10 protein-coding genes, 1 tRNA gene and 1 pseudogene are annotated in these 13,065 nt (G+C 72.6%); 8 read left to right on the top strand and 4 right to left on the bottom strand.

The annotated features are described in order from the left end of the window. Together E6P78_RS08320 and E6P78_RS08325 are read right to left on the bottom strand one after the other, a co-directional pair. Positions 1-1,362 (bottom strand): annotated as a pseudogene (locus E6P78_RS08320) (hypothetical protein); the annotation flags it as partial. Between the two features lie 5 nt (positions 1,363-1,367). Beyond that, the gene (locus tag E6P78_RS08325) at positions 1,368-2,345 is read right to left on the bottom strand and encodes an SMI1/KNR4 family protein (protein ID WP_136202884.1); all 978 of its coding nucleotides are present in this window, start codon (positions 2,343-2,345) and stop codon (positions 1,368-1,370) included. A gap of 297 nt (positions 2,346-2,642) precedes the next feature. Here E6P78_RS08325 and E6P78_RS08330 point away from each other — a divergent pair, with 297 nt between their 5' ends. Together E6P78_RS08330 and E6P78_RS08335 are read left to right on the top strand one after the other, a co-directional pair. After that, positions 2,643-3,176 (top strand): YwqJ-related putative deaminase, encoded by a 534-nt coding sequence (locus E6P78_RS08330; RefSeq protein ID WP_136202885.1) that lies wholly within the window; start codon positions 2,643-2,645, stop codon positions 3,174-3,176. An 8-nt stretch (positions 3,177-3,184) separates the two neighbouring features. Further along, positions 3,185-3,718 (top strand): SUKH-3 domain-containing protein, encoded by a 534-nt coding sequence (locus tag E6P78_RS08335; RefSeq protein WP_136202886.1) that lies wholly within the window; start codon positions 3,185-3,187, stop codon positions 3,716-3,718. 388 nt (positions 3,719-4,106) lie between these two features. Here E6P78_RS08335 and E6P78_RS08340 read toward each other — a convergent pair whose 3' ends face one another. Continuing rightward, on the bottom strand, positions 4,107-5,417 hold the full coding sequence (locus tag E6P78_RS08340; protein ID WP_168712584.1) for a histidine kinase: 1,311 nt from the start codon (positions 5,415-5,417) through the stop codon (positions 4,107-4,109). A gap of 169 nt (positions 5,418-5,586) precedes the next feature. On the opposite strand from E6P78_RS08340, the gene E6P78_RS08350 reads away from it, so the two are divergent. The 6 genes from E6P78_RS08350 (at position 5,587) to E6P78_RS08375 (ending at position 10,286) form a co-directional block, all read left to right on the top strand. Continuing rightward, positions 5,587-5,658: transfer RNA gene (locus E6P78_RS08350), tRNA-Gln, on the top strand. 109 nt (positions 5,659-5,767) lie between these two features. After that, positions 5,768-7,216, top strand: coding sequence for a bifunctional UDP-N-acetylglucosamine diphosphorylase/glucosamine-1-phosphate N-acetyltransferase GlmU (gene glmU, locus E6P78_RS08355; RefSeq protein WP_136202888.1), 1,449 nt, complete (start codon positions 5,768-5,770; stop codon positions 7,214-7,216). A 120-nt stretch (positions 7,217-7,336) separates the two neighbouring features. Beyond that, the gene (locus tag E6P78_RS08360) at positions 7,337-8,311 is read left to right on the top strand and encodes a ribose-phosphate diphosphokinase (RefSeq protein ID WP_136202889.1); all 975 of its coding nucleotides are present in this window, start codon (positions 7,337-7,339) and stop codon (positions 8,309-8,311) included. A gap of 202 nt (positions 8,312-8,513) precedes the next feature. Further along, positions 8,514-9,098 carry a 50S ribosomal protein L25/general stress protein Ctc gene (locus tag E6P78_RS08365; protein ID WP_136202890.1) on the top strand — a complete coding sequence of 195 codons (585 nt, stop codon included), beginning with the start codon at positions 8,514-8,516 and terminating at the stop codon, positions 9,096-9,098. 118 nt (positions 9,099-9,216) lie between these two features. Then, positions 9,217-9,810: an aminoacyl-tRNA hydrolase gene (pth, locus tag E6P78_RS08370; protein WP_136202891.1), complete on the top strand. Its 594-nt coding sequence runs from the start codon at positions 9,217-9,219 to the stop codon at positions 9,808-9,810. Next, the gene (locus tag E6P78_RS08375) at positions 9,759-10,286 is read left to right on the top strand and encodes a hypothetical protein (RefSeq protein ID WP_136202892.1); all 528 of its coding nucleotides are present in this window, start codon (positions 9,759-9,761) and stop codon (positions 10,284-10,286) included. Before pth ends, E6P78_RS08375 begins: the two co-directional genes overlap by 52 nt. 35 nt (positions 10,287-10,321) lie before the next feature. On the opposite strand, the gene ppc is transcribed toward E6P78_RS08375, so the two are convergent. Continuing rightward, positions 10,322-13,051, bottom strand: a complete 2,730-nt coding sequence (gene ppc / locus E6P78_RS08380) for a phosphoenolpyruvate carboxylase (RefSeq protein WP_136202893.1) — start codon at positions 13,049-13,051, stop codon at positions 10,322-10,324. Between the last annotated feature and the right edge of the window lie 14 nt (positions 13,052-13,065).

A 13,065-nucleotide genomic window follows, 5' to 3' on the forward strand; every position in this document is an offset into this window, starting at 1 on the left:
CCCGGAGGGACCGGGCGGCTGCGGCGCACCCGGGACACCGGGCGGACCGGGCGGCGGCGGGGCCTGCGGGCCGACCGAGCCCGGCTCGGCGAACATCGTGGCCGCCTGGTGCACCCCGCCCTCGGACGGGGGCGGCGTCGCACCGGGCGGCGGCGTCGCACCGGGCGGGCCCAGCTGCGAGACGAGCTGCGTCGGTACGTACCCGCCCGCCGGGGCACCGGGCGCGCCCGGACCCGACGGCGGCGGCACCGGGGCACCCGGACGGGCCCCCGGGGTGCCGGGAGCACCGGGCGGCGGCGGGGGCGTGTTCCCGCGCGGGGCGCGCGGCGTGACGGGCGCCTTGCTCGTGGCGGCGTCGGCGATGTCCCCGGCACCGGGGGCGCCCGGACGGCTCGGCGGCGGGGTCTGCGGGCCGGGGATGTGCGGCGCGGGCGCACTCGGCGGCCCCGCGTTCGGGCCGGGCACGGGCGGACCGGGCACGCTCGTCCCCGGAACGGGCGGCGGACCGGGCACGCTCGTCCCCGGAACCGGCGGACCGGGCACGGGCGGTGCCGGGTCGGCCGGGCGCCGCGGGCCCGCACTCGGCGCGATCGCCGTCTTCGGCAGCTGGCTACCGCCCGACATCAGCGCCGTCGGGGCGTCCGCCGGCACCACCGGCGGCGGCTCCTCCTCGTCGTCGGCGCCCGACAGCGGCGGCGCGAACACCGTCGCCGGCAGCCCCACCTCCGCGTCGTCCGTGTTGGCGTTCGTGTCGGTGCCCGCCCACGGCGTGGCCCCCACCGGCGGCTGGAGCGACGACGCCGGAACGCCGTCCGACGCGGTCGGCTCGTACGCGACGGAACCGCCCTGGGACGGCGACGACGGCGCCGAGGGCGACGGGACCGGGGACGGGGCGGGGAGCGGGGAGGGCGCGGGCGGCGGGGTGTCCTGCGGACGGTCCGCGCGGTCCCGGCGGTCCTCGCTGTCCGCACGCTCAGCGCGCCGGTCCGGGATGCCCAGCTTGTCCGCCGCCTCCTGGAGCCATTCCGGCGGGCTCAACAGGAACGACGTCTGATTCAGATCCACCCGCTCCGGTGGCGCCGGCGCGGCCGGAGCCACCCCCTGCGTCCCGTACTCCTCCTCGTACCGCCGGATCACCTCACCGACCGGCAGCCCCGGCCACAGCGTCGCCTCACCGCTGTCCCGCGCGATCACCAGCCGCTGCCGGCCCCCGTCCGAGACCGGACCGTCCACACGGTCCTCGGCCCACACCACGAAGCCCAGCTCGAACTCACGCACCCGCACCTCGCGGTGCTGGTACGCCGGAACGTCACCGTTCACCCACTCGTCCGCGCGTTCCTGCGCCTGTGCGAAGGTCACCATCGCGCTCACCCCTCCACCGGGACGGCCTGCGCGAAGCCACCGTCCACCATCAGGTTCGCCACCGTCTCCAGCTCCGGCGGATTACCCGCGAGACGCTGCAGGAACGCGTCGAAGTCCTCGCCGCACGGCAGCAGCAGCCGCTCCACCCGCTCCTGCACCGTCCAGCCGTCCCGGTCCCGGGCGTCGTCGTACGCGCAGAACCACACCGAACCGGTGTTCCCGCCCCGCACCTTCACCGCGAGCAGACCGCCCTGGACGAACGCGACGCCCAGGTAATCCTTCGTCAGGTGGTCCCGCAGACACTTGTTGACGTACACCAGATCGTTCACGGCGGCCTCCTCGCGCACCGTGAAGAACGGCTGGTCGATCAGGAGACCCAGCTCCGCGTCGAGCGCCGTGCCCACCGGGGCCGAACCTCCGGCCGCCTTCAGGAACGAACGGTAGGCACCCGGCAGCCGGTAGCCGAGATCCTCCTCGACGCCCAGGATCTGCTGCTCGCTCACCGCCACCGCTCCCTTGGGGAGCCGGAAATGGGCGGGCCGCGTCTCCTGCAACGGGCGCGTCCCCCGCTTGTCGTGGTCGACCTCCGTCGTCGCGAGACCGCCGTGGTGGCGCAGCAGCGCCTTCACCTCGACCGGGATCAGCTCCATCCGGCGGCCCCCCGGCACGTGGTGCCAGGTCCAGCCGTGCGGCGTCGCCACCGACGGGATCGTGTCCCACAGCTCGTGTCCGGCCGCCGCCATCGCCGCGTTCGCCGACACGTAGTCCGTGAGCCGCAACTCGTCCACACCGAAACCCTGCGGGGGCTCCGCGATCTCCGCCGCGGCGCGCGCGTACGGCGCGAAATCCGGACAGCCGTTCCCGTCCATACGCACCCCTCCGGGGTGGCGGGACGCCCGGACCGGGTCCGGGAAGTGCACAAGCTGCCCGGCATAGGCCGCGTTCGGTGGCGCGGCTTGCTGCCCGAGCCGACCTGTCGTCATGGCGGTTGCCCCCTGCTGCGTCTGGCTGATGAGGACCGACCCAGGGGTGGTCCAGGCACAGCCTAAGCGGTGACACCCCAACGGGGATCGGCCCCGCCGCCCCCGGACCCCATCCGTCACCAACCGTCACAACCACGTGACGGACGAGCGACGAGCCGGCCACCGTCGCGCGACACGCAGACACGTTTCACCGACCCAGCTTTCACAGGACCCGACACATTTGGCAGGCTGTCACCCGCATACACGGGGGCGTGCACACAAAGCAGCAGCCGCTGCGGGCACGGGGAGGGACACACCATGCACACCGCACACTCTGCACACACCGTCACCACCGGCGACCCACGACTCAGCTGGAGCAGCACCGAAACGGGCGCCGCGCCCCGCCTCAACCAGCGCCGCGACGGCATCCTGCCCGCCGTGGCCGCCGCCCTGTCCGTACGCGGTGAAACACTCACCTGCACCGCGGGCAAGGGCGACCAGCCGCCCGTCCTGCACCACCTAGTGCAGGACTTCCTCGACACCCTCCCCAGCGACCGGCGCGAACGGTTCACCGGCCGCTGCCCCGAGGCCATACTGCTCTCCCGGCACCTCACCGCCGCCGAGAGCAGCCGCTCCAAGCGGGCCCAGCGCAAGCCCCTCACCAACGGTGAGGCCCGCCGCGCCCTCAAGCACGCCCGCCTCACCGCCCGCCGCATCCGCGAGGACGGCGACCCTCTGCACGGCAGCTACGCCGCCCCCTGCCGCTCCTGCGCCGTCATGCTCGCCCACTTCGGCGTCCGGCCCGTCGACCTCACCGCGACCGGCGCGGCCACCACCGCAGAGAAGAGCTGAGCGCGCCCATGCACGACCGCACCGACCTCCCCGCACAGGCCGGGCCCGCGACCCGCGACCGCCAGGCCGCCACCCGCTTCCCCGCCGCCGTCGACGCCGCCCTGCGCGCCGCCGGCTGGCAGCCCGGCCGCTGGGACATCCGCCAGGCCGAGGAGTGGGCCGACGCCCTGCGCTCGCACGCCTCACCGGCCGGCCACCAGCACGCCGTCTTCCCGGCCGCCGTCGAGGCCTGGGCCGAATTCGGCGGCCTGCACATCACCGCCACCGCCCCCGGCCGCCAGATCGCGCCCCCGGCCGTCCGCATCGACCCGCTGCGCGGGCTCCACCTGGCCCGCACCCTCGGAGACCTCGGCCGCGCGCTGGAGACCGAGGTCGCACCGCTGGGCGAGGAGGGGGACGGCCAGGCGGTCCTCGCGATCGACCTGACCGGCCGGGTCTACAGCATCGACCACACCGGCGACTGGTATTTGGGCCCGGACATCGACGCGGCCCTCGCCACCCTGGTCACCGGCATCCAGCCGGAACGCCTCGTCTCGGGCTGAGGCGCCGGAGGCGCCGGGTCTTCCGGTGACCTGAGGCGCCTGAGGCGCCGGAGGCGCCGGGTCTTCCGGTGACCGGTGACCGGCTCACGCCAGGTGCCCGGTCACCACCGCGAGGCTTCCGTCCTCAAACGCCGGACGGGCTGGAAATGCCTCCGCCGCCCGGGCTGGCGATGTCTCCGCCTCACGGCCGGAAACGCCCCCGCCGGACGGGCCGACGATGCCCGCCTCACGGCCGGAAACGCCCCCGCCGGACGGCCCGGGAACGCCCCGCCCCACGGCCCGGAAACGCCCCGCCCCACGGGCCGACGATGCCCCGCCCCACGGCCGGAAACGCCCCCGCCGGACGGGCCGACGTTGCCTCCGCCCCACGGCCGGAAACGCCCCCGCCTCACGGGCCGGAAACGCCCCCGCCGTCCGGCAACACCGCCGACACCCGGAAGCCGCCCGCGTCCGTCGGCCCCGACACGAAGACGCCGCCCAGGCCGAGCACCCGCTCGCGCATCCCGACCAGGCCGTTGCCCCCGCTGGGCAGCCCCGCGTCCGCCGTCGCCGCGTCCGACGGGCCGTTCTCCACCTGCATGGCGACCTCGGCGCCCCGGTGCGCCAGCCGTACCCACGTCCTGGCGCCCGCCGCGTGCTTGTGCACGTTCGTCAGGGCCTCCTGCACCACGCGGTACGCGGTCTGCTCGACCTCGGGCGCGTACGCGCGGGCGGAGCCCTCCACCGACAGCTCCACCGTCATCCCCGCGGCCCGCGACTGACCGACCAGCGCCTCGACCTCGTCCAGCCGCGGCCCGTCCTCCGGCGCGGGCGGCGCCGCCCGGCCCACCGAGGCCAGCGGCACCTTGGCCACCCGGGCCACCGTCGGCTCGCCCGCCCGCAGCACGCCCAGCATCTCGCGCAGCTCCGTCAGGGCCTGGCGCCCCATGTCCCCGACCAGGACGGCATTGCGCACCGCCTTCGCCGGGTCCTTCGGCGCCACCGCCTGGAGGGCCGCCGCGTGCACCACCATCAGGCTCACCCGGTGGGCCACCACGTCGTGCATCTCGCGGGCGATCCGGGTCCGCTCCTCCGTACGCGCCCACTCGGCCCGCTCCTCGGCCCGGTCCGCGAGCAGCGACAGCTCCCGCTCCAGCGAATCCGCCCGCTCCCGCAGGCTCTCCATCAGCCGCCGCCGCGCCCCTATGTAGAGGCCGAACAGCACCGGCGGCGCGGCCAGCCCGACGGCCATGAAGAGGGACAGCATGGGGACGTACCAGTCGCCGGGCCCGAAGTCGGCGTTCTCGTCGACGCCCTGCCGCAGCCGTACGTACGTCACGATGAACGTCCCCACCAGGGACATGCTCATCAGCACCGCGGTGATCCGCCGGGGCACCTCGGAGGCGGCCAGCGTGTACAGGCCGATCAGCCCCATCAGGAAGCCCATCTCGGCCGGCGTCGTCGCGATCGACACCAGCACCACCGCGATCGGCCACCGCCGGCGCACCAGCAGCACGGCCCCCGCGATCAGCCCGAACACCACCCCGAAGGCCACCGGCAGCCCGGTGTCCCCCGCGAAGTCCACCCCTTCCAGCCCGCATTCCAGCGCCGAGACCAGCGCCAACCCCACATCCAGCGCGACGCTCCGCCGCCGTTCCCACCACCAGTAGCCACGGGTGGTCGGTCCCGCCGCTTCCCGGTCTTCCCCCGTTGCGGTCATGGCAACCAGCGTACGGGCGGCCGCATCTCGTTTTCGGGGGACCTGCACAGCACGTCGTACGTTCGACCGGAGGCAACCGCATCCTCGTCGCATACAAGGGGCTTGGTACGGCATAGTGTTGGGTGCCGATCCGGCGATCCGGGCGACTGTCCGTTTCAGCCGGAGTTGTTCCCCCATGGTGTAATTGGCAGCACTGTGGCTTTTGGTGCCATCTGTCCGGGTTCGAGTCCTGGTGGGGGAGCTCAGTCACGCGGGCCCCGACCCAACCGGTCGGGGCCCGCGCTCATGTCCGGCTCCGGGCCCCCCGGTATCCTGCGGATGTCCACCACCCGAAGCCGAAGGGCCTATCCGTGAGCTCCGTACGCCCGGCAGCCGTCGTCGTCCTCGCAGCGGGTGAGGGCACCCGCATGAAGTCGAAGACTCCCAAGGTTCTGCACGAGATCTCCGGGCGCTCGCTCGTCGGTCATGTCGTCGCCGCCTCCCGCGAGCTGGACCCGCTCCACCTCGTCGTCGTCGTGGGCCACGCCAGTGAGCAGGTCACCGCTCACCTCACCGCCGCGGACGCCCAGGTGCGCACCGCCTACCAGGCCGAGCAGAAGGGCACCGGGAACGCGGTGCGGGTCGGGCTCGACGAGCTGGGCGGGGTCGTCGAGGGCACCGTGATCGTGGTGTGCGGGGACACCCCGCTGCTGTCGGGACAGACGCTCGCCGCGCTCGCCGCGGCGCACACCGCCGACGGCAACGCCGTCACCGTGCTCAGCGCCGAGGTCCCCGACGCCACCGGATACGGGCGGATCGTCCGCGACCCGGCGAGCGGCGCGGTGACCGAGATCGTCGAGCACAAGGACGCCGACGACGAGCAGCGCGCGATCCGGGAGATCAACTCCGGGGTCTTCGCGTTCGACGGGAAGCTCCTCGCCCAGGCACTCGGCCAGGTGCGTACGGACAACAGCCAGGGCGAGGAGTACCTCACCGACGTGCTGTCCATCCTGCGCGAGGCCGGACACCGGGTCGGCGCCTCGGTGGCGGGCGACCACCGGGAGATCCTGGGCATCAACAACCGGGTGCAGCTCGCGGAGGCCCGCCGGCTGCTGAACCAGCGCCTCCTCGAACGGGCGATGACGGCCGGGGTGACCGTGGTCGACCCCGCCTCGACGCTGATCGACGTGACGGTGACGTTCGAGCGGGACGCGATCGTGCACCCGGGGACGCAACTGCTGGGCACCACGCACCTCGCGGAGGACGCCGAGGTGGGCCCGAACTCGCGCCTGACGGACACCGTCGTGCACGCGGGCGCGCGGGTGGACAACACCGTCGCGGACGGGGCCGAGGTGGGTCCGGGCGCGCTGGTGGGCCCGTACGCCTACCTGCGGCCGGGGACGAAGCTCGGCCCGAAGGCCAAGGCCGGTACGTACGTGGAGATGAAGAACGCCACGATCGGGGAAGGCACGAAGGTCCCGCACCTGTCGTACGTGGGGGACGCGACCATCGGCGACCACACCAACATCGGTGCGGCGAGCGTCTTCGTGAACTACGACGGGGTGGCCAAGCACCACACGACGATCGGCTCCCACTGCCGGACCGGGTCGGACAATATGTTTGTGGCGCCCGTCACGGTCGGGGACGGCGTGTACACCGCCGCCGGCTCGGTCATCACCAAGGACGTACCGTCCGGTTCGCTGGCCGTCGCCCGGGGCCAGCAAAGGAATATCGAGGGTTGGGTGGCGCGCAAGCGTCCGGGAAGCGCCGCCGCGCAGGCGGCTCAGGCGGCCGCGGAGGACTCGGGCAGCGAAAGCTGACCGGAAACAGGTGCGTCGCGCACGGCGTACCGTGATAGATGCTCACCCCATTTCGGCTGGCTCGTTGCACATCGGGACATCTGCGTGCAGCGCCAGGAACACGTCTGAGGAGACTGTGCTGTGACCGGGATCAAGACGACCGGCGAGAAGAAACTGATGTTCTTCTCCGGCCGCGCCCACCCCGAGCTGGCCGAGGAGGTCGCGCACCAGCTGGGTGTGGGCCTCGTGCCGACGAAGGCCTTCGATTTCGCCAACGGTGAGATCTACGTCCGCTTCCAGGAGTCGGCACGCGGCGCCGACTGCTTCCTGATCCAGAGCCACACGGCTCCGATCAACAAGTGGATCATGGAGCAGCTGATCATGCTGGACGCGCTGAAGCGCGCTTCGGCCCGTTCGATCACGGTGATCGTGCCGTTCTACGGCTACGCCCGCCAGGACAAGAAGCACCGCGGCCGTGAGCCGATCTCGGCCCGTCTGGTCGCGGACCTGATGAAGACGGCGGGTGCCGACCGCATCCTCACCGTCGACCTGCACACCGACCAGATCCAGGGCTTCTTCGACGGCCCGGTGGACCACCTGTTCGCGCTGCCGATCCTGGCGGACTACGTGGGCGCGAAGGTGGACCGTTCCAAGCTGACGATCGTTTCGCCGGACGCGGGCCGGGTACGGGTCGCCGACCGCTGGTGCGACCGGCTGGACGCCCCGCTGGCGATCGTGCACAAGCGCCGGGACAAGGACGTCGCGAACCAGGTGACGGTCCACGAGGTCGTCGGCAATGTGAAGGGCCGGGTCTGTGTCCTGGTCGACGACATGATCGACACGGGCGGCACGATCTGCGCCGCCGCCGACGCCCTGTTCGCGCACGGCGCCGAGGACGTCATAGTGACGGCGACGCACGGCGTCCTGTCGGGCCCCGCCGCGGACCGCCTGAAGAACTCGAAGGTGAGCGAGTTCGTGTTCACGGACACCCTGCCGACGCCGGGTGAGCTGGAGCTCGACAAGATCAAGGTGCTGTCGATCGCGCCGACGATCGCGCGCGCGGTGCGTGAGGTCTTCGAGGACGGCTCGGTCACGAGCCTGTTCGAGGAGCAGTAGGACAGGAAGTGCGGTGGCGACCGCGTCGCCATTGATCCACTTTGGGGTGCGGCCTCCCCGCCGGGTAGACTCAGCGAGTTGCTCGGCGAGGGAGGCCGTACTCATAAGTACGGCGATCCGTTATCGGCGCGCTCTTCGTAGCAGGCCTGTCGTGGGCCGGGTGACCATCCGTAGTTTTCGTCACCTTACGAGGAGTGCCGTCATGGCCGAGATCAAGCTCAACGCCGAGGTCCGTACCGAGTTCGGCAAGGGCGCCGCCCGTCGTGCGCGTCGCGCCAACCTGGTCCCCGCGGTCGTCTACGGCCACGGCGCCGAGTCCGTCCACATCACGCTGCCGGGCCACGAGCTGCAGCTCGCGCTCCGCACCGCCAACGTCCTGATCGGTCTGGAGATCGACGGCAAGGACGCCCTGGTCATCCCGAAGGCCGTGCAGCGCAACCCGCTCAAGGGCGACATCGAGCACGTCGACCTGCTGACCGTGAAGCGCGGCGAGAAGGTCAACGTCGAGGTCGCGGTGCACGCCGAGGGCGACCTGGCCCCGGGCGGCAACCTGCTGGAGTACGTGATGAACACGCTGCTCGTCGAGGCCGAGGCCACCCACATCCCCGAGTCCGTCACGGTCTCCGTGCAGGGCCTGGACGCCGGTGCGTCGATCCTCGCCAAGGACATCCCGCTGCCGGCCGGTTCGGTGCTGGCCGAGGCCGACCCGGACGCGGTCGTTCTCGCGGTCGTCGCCGCGCAGGCCGAGGAGCCGTCCGCCGAGGGCGCCGAGGGCGCCGAGGCCTAGGCCCTGAGCCTCGTCCCGCCTGCTTGACTGACGGGGCGGTGGTCTCCCTTCCGGGAACCGCCGCCCCGTTTTCCTGTCCCCGCCCGCTTTACGTGTACGAATGAGGAGACTTCGCGCGATGTCCGACGCCACCGACCCCTGGCTGATCGTGGGGCTGGGCAATCCCGGCCCCGAGTACGCGGCGAACCGGCACAACGTCGGCTTCATGGTCGCCGACCTGCTCGCCGAACGGATCGGCGGGAAGTTCAAGCGCGCCCCGAAGGCGCAGGCGCAGGTGCTGGAGGGCCGGATCGGTCCGCCCGGTCCGCTGAGCCGGCGGGTGGTGCTCGCGAAGCCGATGTCGTACATGAATCTGTCCGGGGGGCCGGTCGCGGCGCTGCGGGACTTCTACAAGGTGCCGCTCGACCATGTGGTGGCGGTCCATGACGAGCTGGACATCGACTACGGGACGCTGCGGCTGAAGCTGGGCGGCGGCGACAACGGGCACAACGGGCTGAAGTCGATGACGAAGTCGATGGGGCCGGACTACCACCGGGTCCGGTTCGGGATCGGCCGGCCGCCGGGCCGGATGCAGGTGGCCGATTTCGTGCTGAAGGACTTCTCGTCCACCGAGCGCAAGGAGCTGGCCTACGAGGTGGACCGGGCGGCCGACGCGGTGGAATGCCTGCTGGCGGAGGGGCTGGAGCGGGCCCAGTCGGCGTACAACACGTGAGCGGCGCGAAGCGGAGCTCCTCCCGCCGTGCCCTGCGCTACGGCCGCGACGCGGCGCTGGGCTGTGTCGTGCTGGTGCTGCTGGTGGCGGGTGTGCTGTCGTCGTGGGACGCGGCGCACCACATCGTGCTGTCCAAGGGGCGCGAGCACGGGACGATGACGGTGACGGGGTGCGGCAGCGAGGTCTGTACGGGGCCGTTCGCGCCGTCCGACGGGGCCGGGGCGCGCTCCCGGGTGTCGGTGGAGAAGTCGGTGGCGGCCCGCAAGGGTGACCGGTTCCCCGTGGTGGTGAAGCCGGGCACGGACGAGGTGGTGCGGACCGGGGCCGCGGGGTTCATGCATGCGTGGGTGCCGCTGGGCGGGGCACTCGTGCTGGCGGCGCTGGTGATCGGCGGGGGTCTGCGGCTGACCCGGACGGCGTGGGGCGCCGGGATCGCGGGCGGGGCGCTGCTGATGGCGGCGTTCATCGCCCTGTGAGGCGCTGAGCGCGCCCCGCCCGCGATCCGTGCGGGTCAGCCGGTGTTGCGCAGGCCCGCGGCGACACCGTTGACGGTCAGCAGCAGGGCGCGGGCGAGCAGCGGGTCGGCTTCCTCGCCGCGCTCGGCGGCCTGGCGCTGGCGGGCCAGCAGGGAGACCTGGAGGTAGGAGATCGGGTCCAGGTAGGCGTCACGGATGGCGAAGGTCTGCTGGAGCACCGGGCTGGTGCCGAGCAGTTCGGTGGAGCCGGTGACCTTGAGGACTTCCTGCACGGTGAGGGCGTGTTCGGCCTCGATGACGTCGAAGACGTGCTTCAGCTCGTCGGGGACGAGGGTGTCGACGTAGTGCCGGGCGATGCGCAGGTCCGTCTTGGCGAGGGTCATCTCCACGTTGGAGAGGAAGTTGCGGAAGAAGTGCCACTGCTCGTGCATCTCTTCCAGGACGGTGTCGAGACCGGCCTCGCGCAGGGCCTTGAGGCCGGAGCCGACGCCGAACCAGCCGGGCACGATCTGCCGCGACTGGGTCCAGCCGAACACCCACGGGATGGCCCGCAGGCCGTCGAGCGAGACGCCCGAGCCGGGGCGGCGGGAGGGCCGCGAGCCCAGGTGCAGGTCGGCGAGCTGGTCCACCGGGGTGGAGGCGAGGAAGTACGCGGGCAGGTCCGGGTCCTCGACGAGCTTGCGGTAGGCGGCGTGGGCGGCGTCGGAGACGGTGTCCATGGCCGCGTCCCAGCGGGCCAGGGCCTCGTCGGACTGGCGGGGCGCGGTGTGCAGGGCGGAGGCCTGGAGGGTGGCCGCGACGGTCAGTTCCAGGTTCTCGCGGGCGAGGGCGGGGATGAGGTACTTGTCGGAGATGACCTCGCCCTGCTCGGTGACCTTGATCTCGCCCTCCAGGGTGCCCCAGGGCTGGGCGAGGATCGCGTCGTGCGAGGGGCCGCCGCCGCGGCCGACGGTGCCGCCGCGGCCGTGGAAGAGGCGCAGCCGTACGCCGTAGCGGTGGGCGACGTCGCGCAGCCGGCGCTGGGCGCGGTGGATCTCCCACTGGGAGGTGGTGATGCCGCCGAACTTGGAGGAGTCGGAGTAGCCGAGCATGACCTCCTGGACGTCGCCGCGCAGGGAGACGAGGCGGCGGTAGGAGGGGTCGGCGAGCATCTCGTCGAGGATGACGTCGGCGGCGCGCAGCTCGTCGGTGGTCTCCAGGAGCGGGACGATGCCGATCTTGGCCCAGCCTGCGTGGAGGTCGATGAGGCCGGCCTCGCGGGCGAGGACTGCGGCGGCGAAGACGTCGTCGGCGCCCTGGCACATCGAGATGATGTAGGACTCGATGACCTCGGGGCCGAACCGCTCGAAGGCTTGGCTGATGGTGTGGAAGACGCCGAGGGTCTTCTCGCCGGCGGCGTCCAGCGGGGCCGGGGTGGGCGCGAGCGGGCGGCGGGAGCGCAGTTCCTTGGCGAGGAGCTTCTGCCGGTAGTCGCGGGGCATGTCGGCGTAGCGCCAGGATTCCTCGCCGAGCCGGTCGAAGAGCTGGCCGAGGGTGTGGTGGTGGGCGTCGGCGTGTTCGCGGACGTCCATGGTGGCGAGCTGGAGGCCGAACGCGGCGAGCGTGCGGATGGTGCGGTCCATGCGGCCGTCGGCGACGATGCCGCCCCGGTGCCGGCGCAGGGAGTCCTGGACGAGGGTGAGGTCGGCGATGAGTTCGGCGGTGCCGAGGTAGTCGCAGCCGGGGCGGTGGGGGCGGCCGGTGGCCAGGCGCTCGCGGGTGTTGACGAGCTTCTGGCGGATGCAGGTGGCCTTGAGGCGGTAGGGCTCCTCGGCGTTCAGCCGCTTGTAGCGGGGGCTGATCTCGGGGAGGAGTTCGAGGTCGGTCTGCAGGGAGGCCAGGAGTTCGTCGGTGGCGCCGGTGTAGCGGATGGAGTTGGAGAGCAGTCCGCGCAGCTGGTCGACGAGTTCGAGGGCGTCGGTGATGCCGTGCTCGTGCTGGAGGATCAGCACGTCCCAGGTGACCTCGGGGGTCACGTTGGGGTTGCCGTCGCGGTCGCCGCCGATCCAGGTGCCGAAGGTGAGGGGGCGGGTGCCGGCGGGGAGTTCGACGCCGACCCGTTCGAGTTCGGCGGCCAGGTCCTCCAGGACGTCGCCGACGGCGTTGGCGTGCAGCTCGTCCAGGTAGTAGATCGCGTTGCGGGCCTCGTCGGCGGGCTCGGGCCGCACGACGCGCAGCTCGTCGGTCTGCCAGATGAGGTCGATGTTCTCGGCGAGTCTGAGGTCCTGGCGGCGGCGGTCGGCCTCGATGACGGGCGTGTCGAGGAGAGCCGCGATGCGGCGGAGCTTGTTGAGGACGGAGCGCCGGGCGGCCTCGGTGGGGTGCGCGGTGAAGACGGGGCGCACGTTGAGGTTCTTGACGGTGGCGCGCAGGTGCTCCGGGTCGGCGTCCTTGAGCCGGTCGGCGGTGCGGGCGAGGAGTCCGCCCTCGGCCGCGCGGCGGTCGCGCATCTCGTGGGCGCGGTGGACCTGCTCGGTGACGTTGGCGAGGTGGAAGTACGTGGAGAAGGCGCGGACGAGCTGGGCCGCGGTCTCCAGTTCGGTGTCGCCGAGGAGCTCGGCCGCGGCTTCGCCGTCGGTGCGGGTCAGGGCGCGGACGCGCTCGACGAGGTCGAGGAGTTCCTGCCCCTCCTGGCGTACCAGGGTCTCGCCCAGCAGGTCGCCGAGGCGGCGGATGTCGGCGCGCAGCTCGGGGCTGGCGGCGGGGGTCTGGTCGGCACTGCTCACAGTGTGCGGCTCCT

The sequence above is a fragment of the Streptomyces sp. A0958 genome, assembly GCF_004795035.1.
In the GTDB taxonomy this organism is placed as follows: domain Bacteria; phylum Actinomycetota; class Actinomycetes; order Streptomycetales; family Streptomycetaceae; genus Streptomyces.

Bases quoted from the DNA above. Each gene is read 5' to 3' on its own strand.
- E6P78_RS08335 (WP_136202886.1), top strand. From the start codon at position 3,185: ATGCACGACCGCACCGACCTCCCCGCACAGGCCGGGCCCGCGACCCGC.
- E6P78_RS08325 (WP_136202884.1), bottom strand. From the start codon at position 2,345: ATGACGACAGGTCGGCTCGGGCAGCAAGCCGCGCCACCGAACGCGGCC.
- pth (WP_136202891.1), top strand. From the start codon at position 9,217: ATGTCCGACGCCACCGACCCCTGGCTGATCGTGGGGCTGGGCAATCCC.
- E6P78_RS08340 (WP_168712584.1), bottom strand. From the start codon at position 5,417: ATGACCGCAACGGGGGAAGACCGGGAAGCGGCGGGACCGACCACCCGT.
- E6P78_RS08375 (WP_136202892.1), top strand. From the start codon at position 9,759: ATGCCTGCTGGCGGAGGGGCTGGAGCGGGCCCAGTCGGCGTACAACAC.
- E6P78_RS08330 (WP_136202885.1), top strand. From the start codon at position 2,643: ATGCACACCGCACACTCTGCACACACCGTCACCACCGGCGACCCACGA.
- E6P78_RS08365 (WP_136202890.1), top strand. From the start codon at position 8,514: ATGGCCGAGATCAAGCTCAACGCCGAGGTCCGTACCGAGTTCGGCAAG.